At 67.9% G+C, this 25778-nt stretch carries 25 protein-coding genes; 9 read left to right on the top strand and 16 right to left on the bottom strand.

The features are described 5' to 3' along the window. Positions 1 to 16: 16 nt before the first annotated feature. Positions 17 to 595, bottom strand: coding sequence for a DUF998 domain-containing protein (locus tag ACGHX3_RS08280; protein WP_394697063.1), 579 nt, complete (start codon positions 593 to 595; stop codon positions 17 to 19). Positions 596 to 854: 259 nt separating this feature from the next. Here ACGHX3_RS08280 and ACGHX3_RS08275 point away from each other — a divergent pair, with 259 nt between their 5' ends. Next, positions 855 to 1937 carry a diguanylate cyclase gene (locus tag ACGHX3_RS08275; protein ID WP_394697062.1) on the top strand — a complete coding sequence of 361 codons (1083 nt, stop codon included), beginning with the start codon at positions 855 to 857 and terminating at the stop codon, positions 1935 to 1937. Between the two features lie 9 nt (positions 1938 to 1946). Here ACGHX3_RS08275 and ACGHX3_RS08270 read toward each other — a convergent pair whose 3' ends face one another. The 5 genes from ACGHX3_RS08270 to trxC form a co-directional block, all read right to left on the bottom strand. After that, positions 1947 to 3830, bottom strand: coding sequence for a GGDEF domain-containing protein (locus tag ACGHX3_RS08270; protein ID WP_213603895.1), 1884 nt, complete (start codon positions 3828 to 3830; stop codon positions 1947 to 1949). Next, positions 3775 to 4050 carry a hypothetical protein gene (locus ACGHX3_RS08265; protein WP_213603893.1) on the bottom strand — a complete coding sequence of 92 codons (276 nt, stop codon included), beginning with the start codon at positions 4048 to 4050 and terminating at the stop codon, positions 3775 to 3777. The genes ACGHX3_RS08270 and ACGHX3_RS08265 overlap by 56 nt, the downstream gene beginning before the upstream one ends. 171 nt (positions 4051 to 4221) lie before the next feature. Next, the gene (locus tag ACGHX3_RS08260; RefSeq protein WP_213603891.1) at positions 4222 to 5013 is read right to left on the bottom strand and encodes an SAM-dependent methyltransferase; all 792 of its coding nucleotides are present in this window, start codon (positions 5011 to 5013) and stop codon (positions 4222 to 4224) included. A 13-nt stretch (positions 5014 to 5026) separates the two neighbouring features. Beyond that, complete coding sequence (locus ACGHX3_RS08255) at positions 5027 to 5554, bottom strand: GNAT family N-acetyltransferase (RefSeq protein ID WP_213603890.1); 528 nt, start codon at positions 5552 to 5554, stop codon at positions 5027 to 5029. Positions 5555 to 5579: 25 nt separating this feature from the next. Continuing rightward, positions 5580 to 6020: a thioredoxin TrxC gene (gene trxC, locus ACGHX3_RS08250; RefSeq protein ID WP_394697061.1), complete on the bottom strand. Its 441-nt coding sequence runs from the start codon at positions 6018 to 6020 to the stop codon at positions 5580 to 5582. An 88-nt stretch (positions 6021 to 6108) separates the two neighbouring features. Between trxC and ACGHX3_RS08245 the strand changes: the two genes are divergently transcribed. After that, positions 6109 to 7194 carry a tetratricopeptide repeat protein gene (locus ACGHX3_RS08245; protein ID WP_394697060.1) on the top strand — a complete coding sequence of 362 codons (1086 nt, stop codon included), beginning with the start codon at positions 6109 to 6111 and terminating at the stop codon, positions 7192 to 7194. 6 nt (positions 7195 to 7200) lie between these two features. On the opposite strand, the gene thpR is transcribed toward ACGHX3_RS08245, so the two are convergent. Continuing rightward, a complete protein-coding gene (thpR, locus tag ACGHX3_RS08240; protein WP_394697059.1) occupies positions 7201 to 7791 on the bottom strand; it encodes an RNA 2',3'-cyclic phosphodiesterase in 591 nt (196 codons plus the stop codon). A 210-nt stretch (positions 7792 to 8001) separates the two neighbouring features. Continuing rightward, positions 8002 to 10125, bottom strand: coding sequence for a M13 family metallopeptidase (locus tag ACGHX3_RS08235; protein ID WP_394697058.1), 2124 nt, complete (start codon positions 10123 to 10125; stop codon positions 8002 to 8004). A 189-nt stretch (positions 10126 to 10314) separates the two neighbouring features. On the opposite strand from ACGHX3_RS08235, the gene ACGHX3_RS08230 reads away from it, so the two are divergent. Continuing rightward, entirely contained in the window at positions 10315 to 12390 is a 2076-nt protein-coding gene (locus ACGHX3_RS08230) for a putative bifunctional diguanylate cyclase/phosphodiesterase (RefSeq protein ID WP_394697057.1), read from the top strand. 22 nt (positions 12391 to 12412) lie between these two features. Here ACGHX3_RS08230 and ACGHX3_RS08225 read toward each other — a convergent pair whose 3' ends face one another. Together ACGHX3_RS08225 and ACGHX3_RS08220 are read right to left on the bottom strand one after the other, a co-directional pair. Continuing rightward, positions 12413 to 13003 carry a DUF6151 family protein gene (locus ACGHX3_RS08225; RefSeq protein WP_394697056.1) on the bottom strand — a complete coding sequence of 197 codons (591 nt, stop codon included), beginning with the start codon at positions 13001 to 13003 and terminating at the stop codon, positions 12413 to 12415. Between the two features lie 111 nt (positions 13004 to 13114). Continuing rightward, positions 13115 to 14047 carry an HDOD domain-containing protein gene (locus ACGHX3_RS08220; RefSeq protein WP_394697055.1) on the bottom strand — a complete coding sequence of 311 codons (933 nt, stop codon included), beginning with the start codon at positions 14045 to 14047 and terminating at the stop codon, positions 13115 to 13117. A gap of 206 nt (positions 14048 to 14253) precedes the next feature. Between ACGHX3_RS08220 and ACGHX3_RS08215 the strand changes: the two genes are divergently transcribed. Then, positions 14254 to 14709 carry a PA2169 family four-helix-bundle protein gene (locus ACGHX3_RS08215; protein ID WP_162338867.1) on the top strand — a complete coding sequence of 152 codons (456 nt, stop codon included), beginning with the start codon at positions 14254 to 14256 and terminating at the stop codon, positions 14707 to 14709. Positions 14710 to 14813: 104 nt separating this feature from the next. Here the strand turns inward: ACGHX3_RS08215 and ligD are convergent, their stop codons facing one another. The 5 genes from ligD to ACGHX3_RS08190 form a co-directional block, all read right to left on the bottom strand. Then, a complete protein-coding gene (ligD, locus tag ACGHX3_RS08210; RefSeq protein WP_394697054.1) occupies positions 14814 to 17342 on the bottom strand; it encodes a DNA ligase D in 2529 nt (842 codons plus the stop codon). 72 nt (positions 17343 to 17414) lie between these two features. After that, positions 17415 to 18023 (bottom strand): GIY-YIG nuclease family protein, encoded by a 609-nt coding sequence (locus ACGHX3_RS08205; RefSeq protein ID WP_394697053.1) that lies wholly within the window; start codon positions 18021 to 18023, stop codon positions 17415 to 17417. Positions 18024 to 18047: 24 nt separating this feature from the next. Next, positions 18048 to 18965 carry a Ku protein gene (locus ACGHX3_RS08200; protein ID WP_394697052.1) on the bottom strand — a complete coding sequence of 306 codons (918 nt, stop codon included), beginning with the start codon at positions 18963 to 18965 and terminating at the stop codon, positions 18048 to 18050. A gap of 83 nt (positions 18966 to 19048) precedes the next feature. Continuing rightward, on the bottom strand, positions 19049 to 19315 hold the full coding sequence (locus ACGHX3_RS08195) for a DksA/TraR family C4-type zinc finger protein (RefSeq protein ID WP_162338871.1): 267 nt from the start codon (positions 19313 to 19315) through the stop codon (positions 19049 to 19051). 97 nt (positions 19316 to 19412) lie between these two features. Beyond that, positions 19413 to 20333 (bottom strand): M14 family metallocarboxypeptidase, encoded by a 921-nt coding sequence (locus ACGHX3_RS08190; protein ID WP_394697261.1) that lies wholly within the window; start codon positions 20331 to 20333, stop codon positions 19413 to 19415. Positions 20334 to 20468: 135 nt separating this feature from the next. Between ACGHX3_RS08190 and ACGHX3_RS08185 the strand changes: the two genes are divergently transcribed. Further along, entirely contained in the window at positions 20469 to 21311 is an 843-nt protein-coding gene (locus ACGHX3_RS08185; RefSeq protein ID WP_394697051.1) for a class I SAM-dependent methyltransferase, read from the top strand. A gap of 119 nt (positions 21312 to 21430) precedes the next feature. Beyond that, the gene (locus ACGHX3_RS08180) at positions 21431 to 23257 is read left to right on the top strand and encodes a PHB depolymerase family esterase (protein WP_394697050.1); all 1827 of its coding nucleotides are present in this window, start codon (positions 21431 to 21433) and stop codon (positions 23255 to 23257) included. Between the two features lie 22 nt (positions 23258 to 23279). Here the strand turns inward: ACGHX3_RS08180 and ACGHX3_RS08175 are convergent, their stop codons facing one another. Further along, positions 23280 to 24479 (bottom strand): alpha/beta hydrolase, encoded by a 1200-nt coding sequence (locus ACGHX3_RS08175; RefSeq protein WP_394697049.1) that lies wholly within the window; start codon positions 24477 to 24479, stop codon positions 23280 to 23282. A 263-nt stretch (positions 24480 to 24742) separates the two neighbouring features. Between ACGHX3_RS08175 and ACGHX3_RS08170 the strand changes: the two genes are divergently transcribed. Genes ACGHX3_RS08170 through ACGHX3_RS08160 form a run of 3 tightly spaced genes read left to right on the top strand, consistent with a single transcriptional unit; the run spans position 24743 to position 25699 of the window. Further along, positions 24743 to 24904, top strand: coding sequence for a hypothetical protein (locus ACGHX3_RS08170; protein ID WP_394697048.1), 162 nt, complete (start codon positions 24743 to 24745; stop codon positions 24902 to 24904). Beyond that, a complete protein-coding gene (locus ACGHX3_RS08165) occupies positions 24901 to 25371 on the top strand; it encodes a YaiI/YqxD family protein (RefSeq protein ID WP_394697047.1) in 471 nt (156 codons plus the stop codon). Before ACGHX3_RS08170 ends, ACGHX3_RS08165 begins: the two co-directional genes overlap by 4 nt. Positions 25372 to 25378: 7 nt before the next feature. Further along, positions 25379 to 25699: a DUF6122 family protein gene (locus tag ACGHX3_RS08160; protein WP_394697046.1), complete on the top strand. Its 321-nt coding sequence runs from the start codon at positions 25379 to 25381 to the stop codon at positions 25697 to 25699. Positions 25700 to 25778: the final 79 nt, after the last annotated feature.

Genomic DNA, 25778 nt, shown 5'->3' with positions numbered 1-25778 from the left:
TTGTGGGACGGGCAGCTTAGCGCCGCGCGGCGACCGTCGCACCGGACCCGGCCCGCCACAGCCACCATCCGCCGAGCCACATGGCGATGACGATCAACGCGATCAGCAGCTTCTGCACCCAGCCCTGGCCTGCGGGCGGCCACAGGGCGTGCAGCCACAGCAACGCATAGCAGGCCACCGACCACGTCGCAGCCAGCGGGAAGTACCGACGCCACGCATCGTCCAGGCGGAACCGCCACGCCTGCAGGACCATGCCGGTGGTGACGCAGAGGAATGCGGTGATCGCGCACGTATGGTGGAACCAGTGGTGGAAGTACGGCGCCGCCTGCGGCAACCAGGAATCGCCGATCGCCACGCCCGCCAACGCCACCGCGCCGATGCAGAACAGCAGCAGCGGCGCGGCACTGCGTGCCCTCGCCGACAGTTGCGCGTGCAGGCCGAGCGCCAGCACCACGATGGTCGCGGCGAGCACGCAGTAGGTGGTGCGCAGCAGCAGCCCCCATGGACCCAGCAGGTACTGGCTCAGCGTGGCCCGCTGCCAGTCCAGGTCAGCGCGTACCAGGTGCAGCGATCCCGCCACGAGCAGGAACCCCACGGCACCGGTCATCGCCGCCAGCCCAGCCAGCCGGGTTGGCACAGGATGGGACGGGGCGTCGACGGAGGATCGTGGAGCGGACATCGGGAAACCGCGAAGGGAGGACGCCGGATTATCGTCCACACGCTCAAGAATCCGGCTCTTCGGCCGTTCTCCTGGCATGGCTCCGCAGCGTGCCCGCTGTCACGCTTTGACCTACACTCCGCCTTCCCCCGGCGCTCCGGGGGTGGCCGCCACGAGCGAGGGGACTCCAGCGCCAATGCCGTTCAACGCACCGCCCGGGACCGATCCGGAACGCCATACCGAACGCCTGCCGCGCCGGATCTACCGGCTGCGCATGCTTGGCATGGGCTTGGGGGCGTTGCCGATCGGCATGGTGTTGCTGGAGAACCAGGCCGGCGCGGGCCATTGGGTGTTCCTGCTCTTCACCACGGTGGTGTGGCCGCAGCTCGCGCTGTGGCTGGCGCTGCGCCATCCGGTGCCATTCCGCGGCGAGATCCGCAACCTGCTGGTGGATTCGATCCTGGCCGGCATGTGGGTGCCGCTGATGGCCTTCAACCTGCTGCCCAGCGTACTGCTGGTGACGCTGGCCACGGTCGACAAGATCAGCACCGGCATCGACCGGCTCTGGTACTGGTCACTGCCCCTGATGGCGGCCGGCGCGGTGGCGGCCGGCATGGCGAGCGGGTTCGAGGTGCAGGCCGTCACCAGCATGCCGGTGATGGTCGCGTGCCTGCCGATGCTGCTGATCCACACGATCGCCGTCAGCCAGGCCAGCTACCGTCTGGTGCGCAAGGTGAAGCGGCAGAACCGGCAGCTGGACGAACTGAGCCGGCGCGACACGCTGACGGCGCTGGACAGCCGGCGGTACTGGCAGGAGCAGGCAGCGCTGCTGCTCGACCAGTGCGCCGACACCGGCGAGCCGGCCACGCTGCTGATGATCGACATCGATCATTTCAAGACGATCAACGACCGCCATGGCCATGCGGCCGGCGACGACGTGCTGCGGGCGACGGCGGAGGTGATCCGCCAGAGCATCCGTGGCCACGACGCGGCGGGCCGGCTGGGCGGCGACGAGTTCGCGGTGCTGTTGCGCGGCACCGATGTGGACGCGGCCGGCATCGTGGCGCAGCGCATCCGTGAGGGCGTGGAGGCGTTGCAGGTGGACAGTGCGCCGGGGCTTCGCCCTACCGTCAGCCTGGGCCTGGCGAAGACGACAGGGGCCGCCGGTTTGCGGGCCTGGCTGGAAGCGGCCGACCGGGCGCTCTACCAGGCCAAGAGCCGCGGACGCAACCAGCTGGCGATCGACGACGGCCTGCAGGCGATCGTCGACACGCCCTGATCCGGACCCTCAGGCGCCGAGGTGCTCGGCGCGGTCGCGGTGCGGCATCTCCAACACGTTGCTGGTCGCGCGGGCGTTCTCCTGCTCGGCGTCGTAGATGCAGACGCGGTTGCGGCCGGCGTGCTTGGCGCGATACAGCTGTTTGTCCGCCTGCGAGAGCAGCTTGGCCAGGCTGTAGCCGGACTGCTGGGTGGAGGTCACGCCGAAACTGCCGGTGATGGCGAAGACGTGGCCGGTCTCGCGGGTCTCGATCTGGGCCAGGCGCACGCGGCAGTCTTCGGCCACGCGGGAGGCGGCGCGCAGGTCGCAGCCGTACATGAGGATGGCGAACTCTTCGCCGCCGAGGCGGCCCAGCACGTCGATGCGCCGGCAGAAGCCCTTGCTGGCCTCGGCCACTTCCTTCAACGCCCAGTCGCCGGTGCCGTGGCCGAAGCGGTCGTTGATGTTCTTGAAGTGGTCCAGGTCGAACATGATCAGCGCGGCCTGTTCGCCGTTGCGGGCGCACTCGGCCAGCGCGCGCTCGGCGCGGATGGTGAAGTGGTGGCGGTTGCAGATGCCGGTCAGGGCATCGGTCTCGGCCATCTTCTTCAGCGACAGCTGCACACGCTTGATCTTGAATGCCCAGTAGCCGATGGAGGCGATCAGCAGTATCAGCAGGATGACGATCAGGCGCGTGTTCTGTGCCGCCTGCTGGTCGACCTTCTGCTGCAGTTGGAGCACCTGGTTCTTCTGGTCGAGGGCGGTGATCTGTTGGGTCTTCTGAAGCGTTTCCTGGCGGACGATCTGGTAGGCCAGTTCGCGCGCGTTGACGTCGTTCAAATAAGCCTTGTCGGCCTCCGCGAACTTTCGGTACTGGGTAAGTGCCAGCGCTTTGTCGCCCTTCCGTTCCGCGATCTCGTACAACGTACGATACGCCGCAACCAGAGGGACGGAATACGGAATGTTCGCGCTCAACGCGGCCGCCCGGTTCGCGTGCTCCTCGGCCGCTTCGATATCCTGCTCTTCCAGAAGGAACTGAGCCAGCAGAGAATGCACTTCGCCCACCAGACGGGGGTAACGCGTGCCCTCGATTTCCTCCAGATGCTCGCTCAGCATCGAGATCGCTTTTTTCCGCTCCCCCTGGGCCGCCCACTTCTGCGCCAACACCTGGCGCGTGAAGTTGGCCATCACCACTTCCTTGTTCGCCAGGCAGTCGTCGATAATGCCGACCAAGGCTTTGTCTTCGTTGGGTATCTCGCCCAACTTGAGCTGGGCCTCCGATTTCAGAAACCCTGCAAAGCAGAGCTCACGCGGAATCTTGCTGGTCGCAAGTACCTGATCGGCAAACTGCAACGCCAGCTCATGTTGTCCTATCTGGTTGTAGAGCACGGCTGCCGCGACAGCGGCGTGCACCTTCAAAGAAGGTTCCTTCACCACGGGAAGCAGCACCAGGGTCTGCTCCAGTTGCCGTAGACCCTCTGTGAACTGGCGCGTGCCAGCATAGCTGGTAACGATCAACGAACCAGCCCTGACCTGCATGTCGACCGAGGTAGTCGAACGCATCAGCTTGCCAGCTGCCTCGATGGCCGCATCGAAGCGACCTGCGAAAGCCAGCGCGTAAGCGTTCAGGTAAGCAACCTGACCCTGCTGGTCGCCGGTTGCTTCGGCCCTGCGGGCGTTCACTTCACGCAATACCTGTCGGAATTCAACCGGGTTTGCACTGCGGACCTGCTCTGCCTTCTCCAGCAGCTCGTCGAAACCCAACTCCGGCGATGCCGCAGCTACCGATGCCGATAACAGCAACAGGACAAGGGCGCAAAGCGCCCCCATCCACGAACGGCCGAACGACACGCGCCGATCAGGGCGCCTGTTCTTCCTGCTCGTCCTCGCGACCATCCCGATCACCTTCTTCATCGCCATTCTCCTTAAACGGCTCGTTCTCGGGCGCGAAAATCGCGCAGACCATCTGCGCACGCGCACCGAAAACGTCGTTGAGCATATCGACATCACCCGTCAGGATCGCCGTCCGCTCTTGGTCCGTGACATCGGCATCACGGAAATAGGCTTCCAAGCTCTGCATACCCACTACCGGGGCAGCCCCCATACGTTCCAGCACCTGGATTGCATTCGTCACGCGAGTATCCCCAAATTGCCTTTCGATTTCTTGCGACCGCCATCGGTTTCCGATATGCGGTCTCCCCTGGGGGCCTCTTAGTCAGCGCCGGCCGAACTGGTACGCGTGCCCCTTGCCGCGGACGATACCCGCTTTCGTGACACGGAGCCACTCCGGCACCCCGAACCTCTGTTAGGCGCCGCTGGCCTGCAACGATGCGAGCCGGTTAAGCATCGCGTGATTGCGCTCCAGCGAACGGAAAGGCGGGATGACCAGGGTCGTGCTCAGTTCGAGCCGTACCCCGGGCAGGGCCGACAGAAGCATCCGTTCGATGCGTGGTTTGGCGATAGGGAGGGTCGCGGCCTCGTAAGCGATGACCTCGTGGTCTGACGGACACCCCTGCTCCGCTAACAGTTCGATGAGGAGATTCCTGAACTGCGCGCCCGTCTCAAAGCGAGCAAGCGTACGGTCACCTGCTACGCCGATCTGCCACAGGATGAGGTAGGCCGAAGGATCTATCCGGCGCTTGTAGAACATGAACTGGCTTGCCTCGTAGTGCTGGCAGCCGAACGTCCCTGGATCGATCCCCAGATCGGCATACAGGCAGTCTTCGGCGGATACCGCCGCCTCCATGACGGCCTCATACCCCTCATCGCGAGCCTGCGCCACCGCTCTGTGCGGTACGACCGCAAATACGCCCGGATGCCCATAGAACGCTCCGCAGACGCGACGGCCCGCACGAACCTCCTCCATCATGGCTGCGACCATCTCCCGGTACGTATCCGATCTCGGCTTGCCCTCGGCGTAGTAAGGCTGCAGGCTTCGTACGTCGTGATTCATGCCCTGCACCCAGAGCTCCACGAGCGCATCGGAGACCGCGACAAATACGACGTCGGCTTGCTCGATATGGCTGCGTGCCCGCGGACCGATATGGGCACCCAGCATCATCCCGGTGCCCACACAAGCCAAACTTCCCTTTTTCATGCGTTCCCCTGGTTCATTCGTTGCCGGACGCACGTTGCCATCGCGCACGCGTCCGTTCCCACCTTACGCCGCCATCCCGATGGCCTTCCGACGGAATACGCTGGAAGTCCAGTTTCCGCATCAGGCCCTCGGCACCGCCGTTTTCCGCCCGGTGGCGGGTGAAAACCGCCTGAGAGCCGCCTTCGGCAAAAGCGAAATCCATCAAACGGCGGATGATCTCGGTCGCGACGCCGCCGTTGTGCCATTCGGGCCAGATCAGGGCGCCGATTTCGTGTATCCCCTCCCGGGCCACGAGCGCCAGCAAGCCGATGTCCTGCCCGGTCGCCTTCTCGACGATGACCCACGTCCGGTAATCGTCGCTCCCGCGCCGGTTGAGCGATTCCACCTTGCTGAATGCTTGGCTGGCCGACTTGGCATCCATGGGTTCGGCCACATGCCTCATCACTGCGGCGTCGGTGTACAGCGCGACATAAAGCGCGGTGTCCCTGGCCGTCAGCGGACGAAGGTCGAAGCGTTCGGAATCCAGTGAAGGCAGATTCATGCCGGCGTGCGAAGCGAGGACAGCATCAGGCGCAGGCATCCCTCGCCCACCGCACGATCCCCTCCGCCTGCATCGCCCCGCTCTGCCGCGCGATCTCGCGTCCGCCCTGCAGCAGCACCATCGTCGGGATGCTGCGGATGCCGAAGCGGTTGCCCAGGCCGGGACTGGCGTCGGTGTCCACCTTCGCCAGGCGCATCGTCGGTTCCAGCAGGCCTGCCGCGCGCTCGAAATGCGGCGCCATCTGCAGGCAGGGACCGCACCACGGCGCCCAGAAATCGACCAGCAACGGCAACGTGCTGCGCAGCGCATGGCGATCGAAGTCCGCCTCGCCCAGCGCCAGTGGCACGCCGGTGAACAACGCTTCGTGGCAGCGCCCGCACTGCGGTGCCTCGGCCAACCGCTCCACCGGCACACGGTTCATCGCGGCGCAGTGGGGGCAGGCGATCAGGTGGGCATCAAGGTCCATGCGCACATCCTAACGCCCGCAATGTACCAATGCTGCATCGCCACAGCGCATAGACTGCCGCCATCGTCTCCGTCGGGAGGGCCGCCCCATGATCGCCACCCTGCTGGCCGCCACGCTGGCCGTGGCCGGACTGGTGCCCGCGCCCGTCGCCCCATCCGTTCCCGCCGCCCAGCCGCCCACGCCGGCCGAGATCATGGCCCTGCCCGACCCGCTGCGGCAGCAGTTCCACGCCAGGGTCCTGTCGACGCCGCGCGGTTCCGAACAACGCCTGCGGCGGATGGTCGAGTTCCTGTTCTCGCCCGACGACCTGGGCATGAGCTACGACATCGATGCCAACCACACGGTGGCCGAGGCCTACGCCACCCGCAAGGCGAACTGCCTCAGCTTCACCCTGCTGGCCATCGCGCTGGCGCGCGAAGCCGGCCTGCAGGCCTACGGCCAGCAGATCGACGAGACCCTCGCCTGGCGGCAGGAACAGGACACGCTCTACCGCACCCACCACGTCAATGCCGGCGTGCTTATCCAGCACCGTCAGCTGACCGTCGACGTCGCCTGGGACCAGGTGATCGCGCGCAAGCCACCGCGCCGGATCAGCGATACGCGCCTGCTGGTCCACTACTACAACAACCGCGCCGCCGACCTGCTGGAGGCCGGCCGGCTGGACGACGCCCTGCGCTACGCCAGCGTGGCCAAGACCCTGGACCCCGCTTATGCCGTGACGTGGAGCAACACCGGTGTCCTGCACCTGCGCCATGGCGATCCGGTGCAGGCGGAACAGCATTACCTGCACGCGCTCCAGCTGAATCCGCAGGACCCCGGCGCCCTGTCCAACCTGGCCGCGCATTACCAGCGCACCGGCAACACTCCGGCCGCGGCGCGCCTGCAGGCCCGGCTGCAGCGCGTGCAGGCCATGGATCCGTTCCACCATTTCCTGCTGGGCGTCCGCCACGAGCGCGAAGGCGATTTCGAACAGGCCGTCCGCGACTACCGGCAGGCGATCAAGCTGTTCCCCGACGAACACCGCTTCCATTTCGGCCTGGCGCGCGTGTACTTCCAGATGGGCGACAACCGCCGCGCCGGCAAGGCGCTGGCACGCGCTGAACATCTCAGCGAAGGCGACCACCGCCAGCTCTATCACGCCAAGCTGGATGCCCTGCGCCGGCTCCGGCACTGAGCCGCATCACCCCAACGGCCACTCGCCCAGCACGTCATAGTCGACCTCACCCTCGATGCTCTGCAGCAGGTGGACGGCCTGCGGGTGCAGAACCACCGGCGGCACGTCCACCGGCGTCGTGCGCGGCGGCACGTAGGCCAGGGTCAGGTGCGGGACGAAGCTGCGCCCGACGTGCTGCTTGAAGCCGGCCCGCAGCAGGCGCTGCTGCAGGCCGCGCCAGAAGGCGACCACGGCCGGCGACGGATGCAGCGCCGCCAGCGTCAATGCCGGGTTCTTCGGATTGCCCAGGCACAGCAGGTGGTCGAGGGTGATGCCGACCGGTTCCGGCTGCCAGTCCTGCATGGCGTCATGCGCGGTGCGAATCATGTCCTCGCGCGGCCCATCGCTTTCGCCGAGGAAATGCAGGGTCAGGTGATAGCGCTCAGGACGCACCCAGCGCGCCTGCGGAAACGCAGCCTTGAGGTCTTCGGCACGGTGGCGAAGGCCTTCGCGCTCGCCCGCCGAGGGCACCAGCGCGAAGAACAGCCGGTGCAGCCGGCCCGGCTGCGGGCCGCCGAACAGGTCGCCTTGCGAGGAGGACGCGGGGGTGGCGGGCATGAGACGAAACGCAGGAAAAACGACGATGCCCCGCATCATCGGCGCGCGCGCCCGGCGATGCAAGCCGAGCGAGGGCGCGGCGTAGCGTGCGCCATGCGCACGATCGCATTCAACCCTCCCGATGCACGAATGCGGCAGGCATCGCGCGTGTCGTGCGCATGGCGCACGCTACGACGTGGACGCCGCCTCGAGGGCGGCGTCCTGATGCGGCTACCAGATCCGCACGCGGTCCTGCGGTGCGATGTACAGCGGATCGCCCTGCTTGATGCCGAACGCGTCGTACCACGCATCGATGTTGCGCAGCGGCGCAAACGCGCGGATGTGGCCCGGCGAATGGGTGCCGTTGACGAGTTGCTGGCGCAGCGCGTCGTCGCGCCACAGCGTGCGCCAGATCTGGCCCCAGCCCATGAAGAAGCGCTGGTCGCCGGTGAAGCCGTCGATCACCGGCGCCGGCGTGCCGCCCAGCGAACGGTGGTAGGCCTCCAGCGCGATGGTCAGGCCGCCGAGGTCGCCGATGTTCTCGCCCATCGCCACGCGGCCGTTGATGTGCATGCCGGGCAGCGGCGCGAACGTGTAGGCCTCGTACTGCGCGCCGAGCTTGGCGGCCTGCACTTCGAACTTGGCCGCATCGTCAGCCGTCCACCAGTCGCGCAGCACGCCCTTGCCGTCCGACTTGCGGCCCTGGTCGTCGAAACCGTGGATGATCTCGTGGCCGATCACGCCGCCGATGCCGCCGTAGTTCACCGCCGGATCGGCGGCCGGATCGAAGAACGGCGGCTGCAGGATGGCGGCCGGGAACACGATCTCGTTCTTCACCGAGTTGTAGTAGGCGTTCACCGTCTGCGGGGTCATGCCCCATTCGCCCTTGTCGACCGGCTGGCCGATGCGGGCGCGGCGGTAGTTCCACTCGAACTGGCCGGCGCGCTGCGCATTGCCGAACAGGTCGCCGTTCTTCACCACAAGCGCGCTGTAGTCGCGGTACGTGTCGGGATGGCCGATCTTCAACCCGAAGCCGGCCAGCTTGGCATGCGCCTCGGCCTTGGTGGCCGGGCTCATCCACGCCAGCGTATCCAGGCGTGCGCCCATCGCCGCCTTCACGTTGGCGACCAGCGCATCCATCTTGGCCTTCGATTCGGGCGGGAAGTACAGGGCCACGTAGTCGCGGCCGATCGCCTCGCCCATCGCCGATTCGGCGAACGAGACGCCGCGCTTCCAGCGCTCACGCTGCTGCGGCTGGCCGGACAGGAACTTGTCGCGGAATTCGTACTGCGCCACCGAGAAGTCCTTCGACAGCAGCGGTGCGGCATTGTCGGCGGCGTGGAAGGCCTGCCACGCCTGCAGCGTCGCGACATCGGTATCGGCGAAGATCGCGGCGATCTTCGGGATGGCGCTGTCCTGGCGGATCACCGCGCGCCCGGCGCCCTCGACGCCGGCGGCGTTGAAGAAGTCCGCCCACGGAAAGCCCGGCGACGTCGTGGCGAAGGCGGCCATGTCCAGCGGGTTGTAGGTCTTGTCGCGATTGCGGCTTTCGGCGCGCGTCCAGTGCGCGTCGGCGATGCGGGTCTCCAGCGCGAGGATCGCCTTTGCGTTCTCCTGCGGCTTCGCCCAGCCGGCGAGCTGCAGCATCTGCGCGATATAGGCTTCGTAACGCTCGCGCTGCGGCTTGAAGTTGTCGCGCAGGTACATCTCGCGATCGCCCAGGCCCAGGCCACCCTGGCTCAGGTAGAGCGTGTAGCGGTCGGGATCCTTCTGGTCGTCGCTGACGCCCAGGTTGAAGAAGCTGTCGTAGAAGCCGCCGCGCTGGCCCATCAGTCTGCCCAGCGCCTCCTTGTCCTTCGCCGCGCGGATGCCCGCCAACACCGGCTGCAGGGGTTTCGCACCGAGCGCGTCGACGGTTTTCTCGTCCATGAAGCCCCGGTACAGCGCCGCGATCTTGGCGGAGTCGCCGCCCGTCGCCGGGTCGCCCAGCGCATACCCTTCGACCAGCACGCGCAGACGCGCTTCGGAGAGGTCACGCAGGATGGCGAAGCCACCATAACTGGAGCGGTCGGCCGGGATCTGCGTGGTGTCGGCCCAGGTGCCACTGACGTAGCGGAAGAAGTCGGTGCCCGGCTTGGCCTGGCGGTCCATACCCGCGGTGTCGAAGCCCCACGTGCCGAACTGCTTGGCGGTGATCGTCGAACCGGAGGCAGCCCTTGCGGCTTCGGGCTCGGCGAACAGCGACTGCAGCGTGCAGCCGTCATCCAGGCAAGCGTGGTCTTCGTGGGCCGCCAGCGGGGCGGCGGCGGCGAGGGCCAGCAGGGTGGCGGCGGACAGCAGGGTCTTCTTCAACATCGTTCTCCGGAAGCAGGACGGACGCGCATCGCGCGCGCGGACCCGTGAGAATATCGGCCAGGTACGGCGGCCGACCGTGCCAAAGGTGCCGGGACGCGGGACCAGCGCGGTTCCCCCGCACTCAAGAAGTGTGACGCGGGGCCGATACCGTTTCCTGAAGAGCCCGCCCCACGGGCCGCGACCCACCCCATGACCGGCACCTATAACGAGATCCTCGTTCTCTTCTCCCTGCTGGTCGCCATTCTCGCCTCCTATACCGCCCTCGACATGGCCGGCCGGGTGGCGACCACGCGCGGCGGCGCGGCTCGCTGGTGGCTGACCGGTGGTGCGCTGGCGATGGGACTGGGCATCTGGTCCATGCACTTCGTGGGCATGCTGGCCTTCGACCTGCCGATCCCGCTGGGCTACGACATCGCCCTGACCCTCGGCTCCATGCTGGCCGCGATCGGCTCCTCCGCATTCGCCCTGTGGCTCGTCTCGCGCGCCGACCTGCCCTATCGCCTGCTGGCGGTGGGCGCGTTGCTGATGGGCATGGGCATTGCGCTGATGCACTACACCGGCATGGCGGCACTGCAGATGCAGCCCGGCATCGAATACCACCCCGGCTGGTTCACCCTGTCGATCGTCATCGCGGTGGTGGCCTCCGGCGCCGCCCTGTGGATCGCCTTCCAGCTGCGTACCGGTGGCCGCCGCAAACTGCTGTTGCGCCTCCTGGCCGCCGTGGTGATGGGGTTCGCGATCGTCGGCATGCACTACACCGGCATGGCGGCCGCCCGCTTCGCGCCCGACAGCTGGTGCGGTGCCGCGCGCGGTGGCGGCGTACCCTCCGAATGGCTGGCCATCCTGGTGGTGGTGGCCACGGTGGCGATCATGGGCATCGCCCTGATCGTCTCCGTGCTGGACCGGCAGATGCATGCCCGTACGCACCACCTGGCGCATTCGCTGGCGCGCGCCAACGAGGAACTGGTGCAGGCGGCGCTGCACGACCCGCTCACGCGCCTGCCCAACCGCGTCCTGCTGCAGGACCGCATCGAGCAGGCGATCGAGAAGGCCAGGCGCAAGCACGAACAGTTCGCCGTCATGTTCCTGGACCTCGATGGATTCAAGGGCGTCAACGACGCCTACGGCCACCAGGCGGGCGATGCCTTGCTGGTGGACGTCGCTGCGCGCGTCCGCAGCCTGCTCCGCGGCCAGGACACGCTGTCGAGGCTCGGCGGCGACGAGTTCGTGCTCGTCCTCGCCGCGACCGATCCCGAAGGTGCCGCGATGGTCGCGCAACGCATCCTCGACACCGTCTCGGCGACCGCGTTGTCCGTGCACGGCGTCGAGCTGAACGTCACCGCCAGCATCGGCATCGCGCTGTATCCGTCCGATGGCGACAGCGAACGCGACCTGATGGCGCATGCCGATGCCGCGATGTACCACACCAAGGACAACGGGCGGAACGGGTACACGTTCTTCGCGCCGTCGATGAACATCAGCGCGCACCAGCAGTTGAAGCTGCTGAATGAGCTGCGCCGCGCCATCGAACGCGACGAGCTGGTCCTCCATTACCAGCCCAAGTTCGCCGCACCGGATTACCGGATGGTGGGCGCCGAGGCGCTGGTGCGCTGGCGGCATCCCGAGCTGGGACTCCTGTCACCCGGCGCCTTCATTCCCGCGGCGGAGCGCAGCGGCCTGATCCTGGCCATCGGCGACTGGGTGCTGGACGAAGCCTGCCGTCAGATGCGCGCGTGGCGCCACGCCGGGCACGAGATCGCCAACGTCGCGATCAACCTGTCCTCGCTGCAGTTTTCTTCGCCCAGCCTTGTCGAGGCCGTGGCCGCGGCCCTGCGCCGGCATGAAGTGCCGGCTTCCAGCCTCACGCTGGAAATCACCGAAACCACCGCCATGCGCGACGCCGATGCCAGCCTCGGGATCCTCGACGAACTGACGGCGATGGGCGTGAAGATCTCCATCGACGATTTCGGCACCGGCTATTCGAGCCTGCTGTATCTCAAGCGCCTGCCGGCCGACGAACTGAAGATCGACCGCGCCTTCGTCCACGACCTGGAAACCAACGCCGACGATGTCGCCATCGTGGCGTCCATCATCGCGCTGGGAAAAACGCTCAACCTGCGTGTGGTGGCGGAGGGAGTCGAAACGCCGGGACAGCGGCAGCATCTGCGACGCCTGGGCTGCGACCTCTACCAGGGCTACCTGATGGGCGAGCCGGTGGAGGCCGACCAGTTGTTCGCCGCACTCGCCGACCGGCCGCTGGCCTGACGGCATCCGGCCGCGGACGCGCTCAGGCGGGTTCCGGACGCGCCGGGCGACGGTCGCGCGCGCTGAGCGGATGCGCGGTCCTGTGCGGCTGCCCGCTCATGTCGAAGAACAGCGACGGCGCCTGCCTGCGCAGTTTCGCCGTCACGATGCCGGCGGCGATCCTCAGTCCACCACCGATCAGGGCGAACGGCGTCGGCTGCACGTCGCCCAGCGCAGCGCCTGCATTCAACACGATCCTGTCCCGCGGGCCGAAGGCGGCATCCCGTTGCTGCGCATCCGGAAGGCAGGCGGCCACCACGCCGACATAGGCGACATGGCCGTGGCGCGGCGTGTTGCCCAATGGCGTGCGGCAGCAGCCCGCGTACCAGCGCAGCAGTCCGCCTTCGCGCAGGCACAGGCCGGCGATGTGTTCTTCGCCCGCAGTGAACGTCACCGCATCGGGGTTCATTGCGATGATGTCTGTCCCTCCCTGCGCATCCATCACACCTGGCTGGCCGAGATGCCGCGCATACGCCTGGCAGTCGCGGCAATAGCAGGTGGCGCGCGCATACGCACGGCGCGCGTCCACCGTGCCCTGCACCTGTCCGCACCGGCAACGCAATTCGAGTGTCATGGAACACCTCGTCGTTGGACTTTGCCTGAGCGAGGGATACCGCATCCCGGATAAGCAGGACGTCAAACGGATGCGCATTGGCTGACTCGCAGGAAAACCGCCACCCCTGCTTCAGGCGGCGTTGGCTTCCGCGGCGACGTCCATGACCGCGCTCGCTTCGGGCGCAGCCATCGCGAGCGCACGCGCAAGCGGGCTCATGGCATGCGTCGCGTCGGCATCCTGCTCGTCCAGCGCCTGCATCACACGTTCCGAAAGCCCCCATTCACGTGCGACGGCGCGACCGATACGTGGCGACCAGCGGTGCAGCACGCGGGCCATCGACCCGGCGCCGGGAAATCCACCCGCCTGCGCCGCGACGACGTCGCGCAACGCCTGCACCACCACGATGGCGCCCAGCCCCTGCAACAGTGCCAGCAACTGCGCGGCGAACACCTCCTCGCGTCCGCCGGCACGCGCCGCATCCGCCGCGATCAGTGCGGTACGCTGCGTGTGGTCCCAGATCAGGTCGGGCAGGCGGCCGAACACGCCACCTTCCACCCGCATCACCGGCTGCATCAGTGCGACGGCGACCAGATGGCGCAGCCCGTCCACTCCGACCATCGCCACCGCGCGGTCGAGGCTCTCCACTGCTGGCCCATGGCTGCGATACAACGCACTGTTCGCGAGTTTCAGCAGGGTGGCCGCCAGCGTGGGATCGCGCGCGATGACGCCCGCGATATCGCGACTGGACGCGTCGTCGTCGTTGAGCGTGCTCAGCAGGTGCGGCAGCAGTTGCGGACGCCGCGGCAGGCGTTGCGGATCCTCCGCGAAACGCTGGAGCTTGCGGCGCACGGTCGCGATGACGGCGTCGCTGTCTTCCGCCGGCAGCGACGCCATCGCGTCGACCCCGGCGAACCGCAGCAGCGGCCCGGCCCAGTCCCGCGACGGTGCTTGCGGCGCGGCGGCGTCGCCGGCTGGCGTAGCAGGCGCTAGCGCCAACGCCGGCACGGACGCCGCGCGCCGGTTCCTGGACCACCAGTCGGTGACTTTCCCGAGCAACGCCACGCAGCCCATCCCTTCTTCGCATGTTCGATGTCATGCCATCGGCCATTCACGGAGAATCTTTAGCCCTCGTGAGGAAACGCTTCGCGTGGCCGCGATGTTCATGAACCTCGCCCACGCGAGGTCACACGGCGTTGATGCCGGTTGCGCGACGGTAACGCCACGGAACGCGACCCCTGCGCTTCCCCGACTTTCAACAGGAGTACCCGATGAACACCCAGAAGAAGATCCAGCACAGCCTCAACGACCTGATCGAGATCGCCCGCGACGGCCACGGCTTCTACACCGAGGCCGCCGGCAAGGTGAAGGATGCCGAACTCGCCGCGCTGTTCACGCGCATCGCCGGCGTCAAGCAGGACATCGTGGCGCGCCTCAGCGCGACCGTCGCCGCCACTGGCGGCACGCCCGCCGAACACGGCACGCTGGTCGGCAGCATGCAGCAGTTCTACGGCAAGGTCCGTGCCGCGCTGGGCGACACCACGTACGGCTATGTCTCCGAGCTGGAGGAATCCGAGGATCGCCTGCTGAAGGCGTTCAACGAGACCATCAGCGACGAGGACACGCCGGCCGCTGCGCGCGCCGAGGCCCAGGCGCTGCTGCCGAGCGTGCGCGAGTGCCACAACGTGATGCGCGACCGCAAGCAGGTGCTCAAGCACGCCAGCTGAGCCGCATGGCGATCTGACGAGCTGCCTGCACACGAAGCCCCGCCATCGCGGGGCTTCTTCATTGACGGCCTGCGACGTGCGGGCCGGTAGGACAGCAACAGGACTCAGCGGGACGTCTTGCGCACGCCCGCTTTGGATAGCCTCGCTGCCACGACAGCAAGGTCCTGCTTCCCGCGCATGTAATCCCCCCACGGATGTTCGCCGATACGCGCCATGCGCCGCGGCGCGGACGCCAGCGTGTAGGCGTCGCCGCCCTTGAGGCGGCCGAGTTCCTCCCAGCGCAACGGCATCGCCACCGGCGCGCCGTTGCGCGCGCGCAACGAAAACGACGCCACGCTGGTCGCACCGCGCCCGTTGCGCAGGTAGTCGATGAAGATGCGGCCTTTCCTGAACTTCTTCGTGGCCGTAGCCACATAGGCCAACGGTTCGGAGGCCGCCATCGACTCGGCGAACGCATGCGCGAAGTCCTTCACCTGTAGCCATGCGCACGCCGGCTTCAGCGGCACCACCACGTGCAGGCCCTTGCCGCCGGACGTGCGCACATGCGACGTCAATCCGAGGGCACGCAGACGTTTGCGCACCAGGCGCGCCGCGTCCACCACGCGCGCCCACGCGACGTCCGGCCCCGGATCCAGGTCGAACACGATCCGGTCGGCGAGATCGGGCGTCTTCGCCCGCGCGCCCCAGGGATGGAACTCGATCGCGTTGAACTGCGCCAGCTCCAGCAGACCGGCTTCATCGTTCACGAACAGATAGTCCGCACGCGCACTGCCCTCCTCTTCCAACGGCACCACACCGACGCGGTCCATGCCGGGCGTGTGGTGTTTCTGGAAGAAACACGGCCGCCCTGCGCCCTGCGGACAGCGCACGATGGACAGGGGTCGGCCCTCGATCTCCGGCAGCAGCCAGCGCGCCATCGCACGGTAGTAGTCGAAGACCTGCTGCTTGGTGATGCCGCTGCCGGGGAAGACGACGCGCTCGGGGTGCGTCAGTTCGACCGCCTCGGCGGACTTGGAGATGCGGTGAGTGGCAGGCATGGCGGATCCGGTGCGGTCAGCGGAAGAAGGCTCGCGCAGATCCGCGGCGCGTTTGTCGCGACGGATCGTCTTGAGCGAAGGCTGCCGCAACAAGCCCTGGTTGCCCAGGCCATGGTGGAAGACTTCTGCCACCAGCGTCGGCGTGACCCAGCGGGCGCGCCGAAGCTCCGGATCATCGACCTCGACGCGAGCTGTCGGCGCGCTGCGCGCGCGTGGCGCCAGTTGCGCGGCGAGCGTGTCGAGCTGCTCATGGCTGAAGCCCGTGCCCACGCGGCCCGCGTAGCGCCAGCCGCGGGCGCCCTCTGGCGCGGCCAGCAGCAGCGCACCCAGGCCGCTGCGGCTTCCTTTGGGCGCGGTGTAACCGACGACCGCGAATTCGTCCGACGCGCGCTGCTTGATCTTGCGCCAGGCGTCCCCGCGCCCCGCCCGGTACGGCGCATCGGCACGCTTGCTGATGATGCCTTCCAGTCCGCGCTCCAGCGCCATCGCCAGCGCATCGTCGCCACGGCCGACGATGTGCGAACTGTAGACCAGGCGGTCGGGCGGCGACTTCAGGATTTCCGCCAGCAGCGCCTTGCGCTGGTACTGCGGGCTGCGCGCCAGGTCCACGCCATCGACCTGCAGGATGTCGAACAGCACGTACGACAGGGTCGCGTTCTTCTCGCCGGCCAGGGTCGCCTGCAGCAGGCCGAAGTCCTCCTGCCGCCCGGCACCGGCCACCAGCTCGCCATCGAGCACGGCGTCGTCCAGGTCCAGCGCCTCGACGGCCGCCACGATCTCGGGCACCTTCGCGGTCCATTCGATTTCGTTGCGCGACCACAGCCGGGCCTTTCCCTTCGCGATCCGGGCGATCAAGCGGTACCCGTCCCACTTGGCCTCATGCAACCAGGTATCGCCCTGGGGAACGTGTTCCTGCAATTTCGCCAGCTGTGGCATGCGGAAGCCGGGGCGCTGGCTGGTAGCGCGCGCGCCGTCCAGTCGCGCCGCCCGCTTGGCCCAGCGCTCGGTCCCGCGGGAGGCGACGGCGGCACGCTTGCGCACCTTTCCCTTCGGTCGCGCGGACGTTCCGCCCACGGGCGTCACGTCCTGCAGCAGGTCGTCGGCTTCCTGCGTGCCGGCGTACTCGTCGCGCTCCTTGAACAGCAGCCACTGCGGCTGGCGCGCCGGCTTCTGCGTACGGACCAGGTGCCAACCACCCTTGAGCTTGTCGCCGAACAGGCGGAAGCGCAGATGCCCCTTGGCAAGTTGCGCTTTCGCGTCGCCGTCGGTCGTCCACAAGCCCTTGTCGAACGTGGCGACGTGGCCGCCACCGTATTGTCCTTTCGGGATATCGCCTTCGAATTCGGCGTAGTCGATCGGGTGGTCTTCCACCTCGGCCGCCAGCCGCTTCACGTCCGGGTCGAAGCTGGGGCCCTTCGGCACGGCCCAGCTCTTCAGCGTGTCGCCCACCTGCAGGCGGAAGTCGTAGTGCCGATGGCTGGCATGGTGCAGCTGGACCACGAAGATGGGCCGCTTGCCGCGCGCGCGGCGCCCGTCCGACGCCGGCTCCGGCGTGCGGTCGAAACGACGCTTGCGGCGGTATTCCTGCAGGCTCATCGGGATCCTCGCGTGCGCCTGTTATGCCGCGCATGCCGTCAACAGGACGTGCAAGCGTCGCGACGGCGCGAATCAGCGCGGCGCCAGCGTGTTGCGCGCCAGCCAGGCGTGCAGCGCTGGCGACACCGCGTCGTCCAGCGCAACGCCAAGTGCCGCGTATGCATCGAGGGCGTCCCGCAGCGCTGCCAAGGGCCGCCACGCGATGGCGGCTGGCCAAGCGTCGGGAGCACCATAGTGCGCGAGCGCCGCCTGCTCGCCCGCCTCCAGCCGCTCGCGCTGCGCCTGGAGTCGTTGTATGACCCAAGCGCGCAGCGGCGCATGCACGACGAATCCCTGCGTTGCCAGCTCTCCTCTCGCCGTATCCAGCGTCGCCAGTGCGCCGCGGAACCATTCGGTGTGCCCCGCCGCCTGTCCGGGCACCTGCAACGGCGGCGGCGCGGCATGCTCGCGCAAGGCGCGCTTCCAGCGGGTTTCCCAGCCGCGCGCCTCGCGCACGCTACCGGCCTCGGCCAACCAAGCGCGATCAAGGTCGAAAAACTCGTACCAGCGCGGCGAAAACGCCTGCATGCGCGCCAGCGGATCGGTGGCGATGCCGAGCTTGGCATGGTCCTCGTAGGCGCACGGCAGCACGTACAGGCAGGCGCGTCCACTGGCGCCGGTGCCGACGCCGTCCACCGGCAAGATGCGCCGCCCTCCCTCCATGGATCAGCGCGAAGCCGCCTTGCGTGCGCGCTTGGCCGGCGCCTTCTTCGTGGACTTGGATGCCTTCTTCACCGTCTTCCTCGCGGGCGCTTTCTTCGCCGCCGCCTTCCTGGCGGGCGTGCGCTTCTTGCTGTCCAGGCTCTTCTGCAGCAGCGACATGAAGTCCACCACGTTGGTGGCAGCGTCCTCGTGCTCGGTCTCTTCCTCGACGATCTTCGTGGTGGCGCCGCGGGCCTTGATGCGCTTCTTGATGATGGTCTCCAGGCGCTTGCGGAACTCGTCCTGGTAATCGTCGGGCTTCCATGTCGCCGACATCGAGCCGATCAGCGTCTCCGCCATCTCGCGTTCCTTGGCGGTGATGCGGTAATCGGCCGCCTTGCCGCCCGGCAGCTTGTACTCCTCCGGATCCACCAGTTCCTGCGGATAGCGCAGCATCAGCAGGACCAGCGCATCGCCTTCCGGCACCACCGCGCACAGGTATTCGCGCGTGCGGATCACCACCCGTGCCACGCCGACCTTGCCGGTGCTTTCCAGCGTGTCGCGCAGCAGTACGTAGCCCTTCTCCGCCTTCTTGCCCGGCACCAGGATGTAGGGCTTCTCGAAGAAGCGCAGGCCGATCGCGTCACGGTCGACGAACGCCTCCACGTCGACCGATTCGTGCGTCTGCGGTGCGGCCGAGGCGATGTCCTCCTTCTCCACGACCACATAGCTGCCCTTGTCGTACTCGAACGCCTTGACGATGTCCTTCCACGGCACTTCCTCGCCCGTATCGGCGTTGACGCGCTCGAACCGGATCGGCTTGCGGTCGCGGGAGTCGAGCATGCGGAAGCTGATGTCCACCTTGCGTTCGCCCGACATCAGCGAGACGGGAATGTTGAGAAGGCCGAACGACAGCGTGCCGGTCCAGATGGGGCGTGCCATGACGTGCCTGCAGGGACGGAAGGAACGCCATCGTGTGCAGCGACGGCGGAAACGGATGTGAAGACATCCGTGCGAGGTGCGGATCAGCGCAGCTGGCTGTCCTTGCTGCCGCGGCGGTTGTACAGGCCGGCGCCCTGCTCTTCCCGGTCGGCTGCTTCCTGGCAATCCACGCACAGGCGGACACCCGGCACGGCTTTCTGCCGTGCCACGGGAATGGGTTTATCGCATTCCTCGCAGTGCGTCAGGCTGGGACCGGTGGGCAACGCGCGGCGCGCCCGTGCGATGCCGTCCTTGACGGTCGCATCGATCTGGTCCTGCACGGCGCCGTCTCCGGCCCATCCGGTTGCCATGGTCGTCTCCTCTCGCTGCCCTCGATTGCACGGCCAGCTTACGCCGCTGCCGGCAACCCGTGTTCACGAACAGGAATGGGGACTTGCGCGCCCCGCTTCAACCGTGCGCCAGCGCGTAATCGATCGCCGCCACGACCGCCGCCACCTGCGCATCGTTGCACTGCTGCGGCGTGGCCTTGGGGCTGTCCGGATACACCTCGGTGATGGTGGTGTAACGCGCCCCGGTGATGCCGGTGCACAGGCCCAGCGACTTGACCGGGTATTCGATCACACCTTCGGCGACGACCGGCGACCCGATGATCTCGCCCTGCGCATCGGCGGGCGCGATATGCGTCACCGCAGCGACGGCGGCGATCAGCGCCCGCTGGAAATCCGGCTGCCGACGCTCGCTGTCGTCCACCAGGTAGAAGCCATCCGGGATCTCGCCGGGCTCGTAAGGCTTGCCATCGCGCGCGGCCAGCGCGGGGCGGAACTCGCTCTCGTCGCTGTCGGTGGTCTCGTGCAGGTCGATGTGCATCAGCACGCGGTCCTTCAGCGGCGCGACCAGCGCGATCAACGCCGCGGATTCCTGCGCCGGGCTGTCGGCGCGGAACGAGCGATTGGGGTCCAGCGCATCGGCATTCCAGCGGTGGATGCGTTCATACCCCCACGGACTGACGCACGGCACCACCAGCAGGTTGGCCTTGCCTACATATTCGTCGGCACGCTGTTCGAGGAACTGCAGGGCGCCATGCACGCCGCTGGTCTCGTAGCCGTGTACGCCACCGGTCACCAGCATGGTCGGCAGGGCCTCATTCCAGTCGCGGCTGCGCACGGCGAACAGCGGATAGGTTTCACCGGGGCCATAGTCCAGCGTGCCGTACTGCGCCACATCGAAGCGCTCGCGCAATGCGTCGATCGCCACGCCGACATCGTCCACGTAACGGCGCCGCACGCGCTGCTCTGCACGCCACTGCGCCTTCTCCGCCGCGCTCCAGGGCTGGCCGGGCGTACCGATGGGATGGAAGCGTTCGATCATGGTCATGGCGATGGCGGCGGTGGAACGAGGGGTCGGCACTATACCAGTGAGGTCCGGACGCCCCCGTCGCGCCTCATACTGTCCACGACGCCGCATCGCGGCGAAAATACCCGCGAACCCCCGCACGAGTTACCGATGCCCCGCTACACCGGCCCCCTGCTCACGCGCGACACCGCCACGTCCTTGCTCGCTGCGCGCGATCGCGGCGAAACGCACTGGACGGGCTCGCTCGACCTGGGCCGCTCGCAGGGCGAGGCGTTGCTGGAATCCGACGGTTGGCACTGGGATGGAAGCGCCTATCCGTATCCGGGCAAGCTCAAGGACCGCACGCTGTACTGGTGGGACGGCGAGGATTTCGAACCGGTCTCGCGCTATGCCGGTTCGCTGATCAAGCTGGTGCCGACCGAATGGGGTGTGCCGACCTTCGAGATCGACGGCATCAAGATGCTGCCAACCTCAAAGGAATCGCCACTGGACGACGCGAAGCGGAAGGTCGCGCTGGTCGAACCGCGCGGCAAGACCGTGCTGGACACCTGCGGCGGGCTGGGCTATTTCGCGGCCTGCTGCCTCGATGCCGGCGCCGCGCGCATCCTCTCGTTCGAGAAGAATGCCGACGTGCTGTGGCTGCGCACGCTGAATCCGTGGTCGCCGGATCCGGACAGCGTCGACGCCGGCGGCCGTCTGCAACTCACCCATGCCGACGTCTCACTGGCCATCGCGCAGGTGCCCGATGCCTCCGTCGATGCCCTGCTGCACGATCCGCCGCGCTTCGGCATCGCCGGCGAGCTGTATTCGCAGGCCTTCTACGACCAGCTCGCGCGCGTGCTGCGCCGGGGCGGCACGCTGTTCCATTACACCGGCAGTCCGAACAAGCTCACCAGCGGACGCGACGTGCCGGGCGAAGTGGCCAGGCGCCTGGAGAAGGCCGGCTTCAGGGCGCAGCGGGCACTGGATGGCGTGGTGGCCGTGCGCCGCTGACCGGGACCGGACCTGCGTCGCACCCGCGAGATGGTGCGATGCAGCTTTCCCCTTTGGCCAATGCCCCGCCGGGATGTGCTGTGGCCCACTGCCGCCACTTCACACCGGAGGTGCCGTCGATGTCGATCGTTGCCCTGCTGTCGTGTCCTGCCCTGCGTTGCCGTTTCCGCCGCATGGCCACCGTGCTCGCGCTGTCCTGCCTGTTCGCCAGCGGCCATGCGCTGGCGCTCACCGAAGTCTCCGGCTTCGGCAGCAATCCCGGCAATCTGAAGATGCACAAGTACGTGCCGACCGGTCTGCCCGCGAATGCGCCGCTGGTCGTCGCGTTGCATGGTTGTGCGCAGTCCGCGTCCAGCTACGATGCTGAAACCGGCTGGGAGCTGCTGGCCAACCGCTTCGGCTTCGCACTGCTGCTGCCCGAACAGCAGACCGCCAACAACAGCAGCCGCTGCTTCAACTGGTTCGAGATCGCCGACACCGCGCGCGGCCAGGGCGAACCGCTGTCGATCAAGCAGATGGTCGACCGCATGGTCGCCGACCACGGCATCGACCCCGCGCGCGTCTATGTCACCGGCCTGTCCGCCGGGGGCGCGATGACCTCGGTGATGCTGGCGACGTATCCGGACGTGTTCGCCGGGGGCGCCATCGTCGCGGGGCTTCCCTACCGCTGCGCGACGACGCAGACCGCCGCCTTCAGCTGCATGAATCCCGGCAGCGACCTGACCCCCGCGCAATGGGGCGCGAAGGTGCGCGCCGCCAGCAGTTGGACGGGCCCATGGCCCATCGTGTCGATCTGGCACGGCGATGCCGACTACACCGTGCGTCCCGCCAACCTGACCGAAAGCCTGGAGCAATGGGCAGATGTGCACGGCATCGACACCGTTGCCGACGTCAGCGACACGGTCAGCGGTTATCCGCACAAGGTCTACAAGAACGCGAGCGGCGTGGCGAAGGTCGAGACCTACGTCATCACCGGCATGGGCCACGGCACGCCGGTCGATCCCGGCACCGGCGAAACGCAGTGCGGCACGGCGGGCGCCTACATACTCGACGTCAACATCTGCTCGAGTTACCACATCGCCCGCTTCTTCGGCCTCGACAACCTGGATGGCGTAGCGCCCACGGCGGCACTGACGTCGCCCGCCAACGGTGCCGCCGTCAGTGGCATCGTCACGCTGGCGGCGACCGCCAGCGACGACATCGGCGTGGCGCGCGTGGACTTCCTGCTCGATGGCGCCCTGCTCGGCAGCGACGCCACCGCACCCTACAGCCATGCATGGGACAGCAGCGGCACCAGCAACGGCGCGCATGTCCTGTCGGCACGCGCGGTCGACCTGGCCGGCAACACCGGAACCTCGTCGCCAGTCAACGTCACCGTGACCGGCGGCACCAGCGGCGGCTCGCCGGTGACGGTCGTGTTCAACAACGAGGACGCCAACGACGGCTACGTCAAGGCCACCAGCACGGGCGGCAGCGCCGCCGTGGGCACGCTGGAATCGTTCTACGGCCTGGCCATCGGCCGCGGCACCGACGGCAACTACAACCGTGCGGTGCTTTCGTTCGACACCTCGTCGCTGCCGGACAACGCGACCATCACGTCGGCCACGCTGACCATCGCCTACCGCAGCGCCAGCGGTGACCCCTGGAGCAGTCCGGCGGGCAACACGATGGTCATCGACGTGCGCACCGGCTGCTTCGGTGCCTGCACGATCGAGGCCGCCGACTGGGCCGCCGGGGCAACGGCCGCGAACAGCGCGCAAGTCCCCGCCTTCACGGGTGGCAACCAGACCAGCACGGTGTTCGATGCGGCCGGACGTGCGGTGATCGATCGCACCGGGCGCACCCAGTTGCGGTTGCGGTTCAGCGCCAACCAGGCCGCGACGAACTACGTATGGATCGACCGAGGCGCGACGGCGAAGCTGTCGGTCACCTACACCCTGCCCTGACCGTCCTCGTCCTGCCGCTGCCTCACGGCGGTGGCAGGATCTTCCAGAACATGCCGGTGCCCAGCTTCACCGACTGCAGCGGCTTGCGCTGCGCGGCGGGCTGGTTGGCGCGGAACATCTCGCGGATGTCGCCCATCACCTTGTCCGATTCCATGAAGTAGGAATGCGCCAGCATGCTCTGGTCCACGCCGGACACGTCGATGGTGTCCACGCCGCCGACCAGCACGACGCCCTCGCTGGTGTCGCCGGCACGCGGACCGCGATTCACCTGCTTGGACGCCTTCAGTGCCATGTCCTCGGACGAGGCATACAGCGTCACCCGGCCACTGGCTGCACTCAGCGCCGGCGCCAGCTCGGTGCGGAATACCTTGGCATCGATGTCCGGCGCCGCCAGGATGATGCCGCGGAAGCGCCCGCGCAGTTCCGGCCGCTTCGTCACCAGATTGCGGATGGCCTGGGTGAGCCCGCGCGTACCCATGCTGTGGCCGATGACGTAGAGGTTCTGCGCGCCCGAGCGGTCGGCCATGTCGGCCAGGAAACCCTCGATCAGCGGTACCGAGCGCGCGATGCTCTGCTCGTCGGTGAAGTAGCCCGCCAGCGCCGCCTGCGACGGCCAGCTGTAGAACACCGGCGCACCGTCGAAGCGCAGGTCGTACGCCAGTTGCGCCGTGCGCCGGGCGGCGTCCCGGAAACTGACATTGTAGCCATGCACGAACACGAAGGCGTTGTCGCCGCGTGATTCGCCGACGCGGCCGTACAGCCGGGCGAAGAACGCGTCGCGTGGAAGGCGGGCCACGTCCTGCAGGATCACGTGCTGCTTCGGGTCTTCCTTGAATTCCAGCAGGTACCAGCGCGGGGATTCCAGTTCGCCCGCCACGTGCACCTTGGGAATGCTGATGCGCGCGGTGCCGTAGGTCAGCTCGCGCGCGACGCCGGCGGTGAAGCGATCGCCCGGCGCGGCGGTCGCAAAGGCCGCCGCGGGCATGCGGTTGGTGGCGTAGAAGACATCGACGTTGACGAAGTCCGCCCTGGGTGGCGGCGTCACCCGTGGTGGTGGGGTGCCGGTCGGCGGTGGCGGTGGCGGTGGCGGCGGAGGAGGCGGCGGTGGGGGCGGCGGCAACACCGGCACATCGTCCGGCGGAGGCGGCAGCTCCTGAAGGACCCGTTTCGAACAGGCGGCCAGCACCAACGCCACCAGCACCAGGCAAAGAATCCGCCGCATCGATCACCCCTTTGAAGACGCCATGGGCGTCCTTCCCCGGGACGCCCGACGCCCGCGATGGTAGCGCAGCGCCCGCTCTGTCCACGAGCGCACCCAATGCACCGGAAGGCCTGCAGCGCCTGCTTCACGCGGACGCGGACACGCCCGCAGGACCGCTCGCGGGCCAGCTGCCGCAGGACACCCGCGCGGAAGCCGGCTATCGTGTACGCCTTGGCGCCCGGCATTCTGCGGCGCCCACCCCTCGTTACAGGACCCCCCCAGGCATGGCCAAACCCAATTATTCGTTCGAGAAGCGCCAGCGCGAGCTGGCCAAGAAAAAGAAGAAAGACGAGAAGGACGCCAGGAAGCGGGCCGAACGCGACGCCGGCCGCGCCGACGACGCCCCCGACGCACCGGAATCCCAGTCCGACAACGCGCCGGAATGAGTGACGGTGGGGCCCCCGCCGCCCAGGTCTGGGTGGATGCCGATGCCTGCCCCGCGCCGGTGAAGGAGATCCTGTTCCGCGCCGCCGAGCGCGCCCGCGTGCAGGTCACGCTGGTCGCCAACCAGTGGCTGCGTACCCCGCCCTCCCGTCTCATCCGTGCCCTGCAGGTGCAGGGCGGCTACGACGTGGCCGATGACGCCATCGTCGAACGCGCGCAGGCCGGCGACCTGGTGGTCACCCAGGACATCCCGCTGGCGGCGCGCGTGCTGGCCAACGGTGCCCAGGCGATCAATCCGCGCGGCGACCGCTTCACCCCCGACAACATCGCCGAGCGGCTGTCGATGCGGAACTTCATGGACGAACTGCGCGGTGCCGGCGTGCAGACCGGCGGGCCGGCCGCCTTCAACGCCCGCGACCGCCAGGCGTTCGCCAACCAGCTCGACCGCTGGCTGGCCACGCGCCGCTGAGTCCGCCGTGCCCGATTTCGAGATCCGCGCCCCGCTCCACCTGCTGCTGCACGTCCTCGTGCCACTGGTGGTCGCACGCCGGGTCTGGCTGAAGGACTGGAAGCGCGCCGCGCTGTGGATGCTCGCGGCGTGGGTGATCGACCTCGACCATCTGCTCGCCGAACCGATCTACGCCCCAGGGCGCTGCAGCATCGGTTTCCATCCGTTGCACACCTGGCCGGCCATCGTGGTTTACGCCGGACTGGCGTTGCCGAGGAAGACCCGATGGTTCGGCATCGGCCTGCTGATCCATATCGTGCTGGACGGGATCGATTGCCTGCTGATGTAGGGCTGCGCCGGCCTGACCCGGGTCAAGGCATCGCCGCGACAGACGCCGCATCCTCTCCGCCATCCTCCCGGGAGCGCCG

This window comes from Pseudoxanthomonas japonensis, from assembly GCF_043632995.1.
GTDB lineage: Bacteria > Pseudomonadota > Gammaproteobacteria > Xanthomonadales > Xanthomonadaceae > Pseudoxanthomonas_A > Pseudoxanthomonas_A japonensis.
Note: the sequence above shows the minus strand (reverse complement) of the source record. Positions and strands in the feature narration are given on the sequence as shown.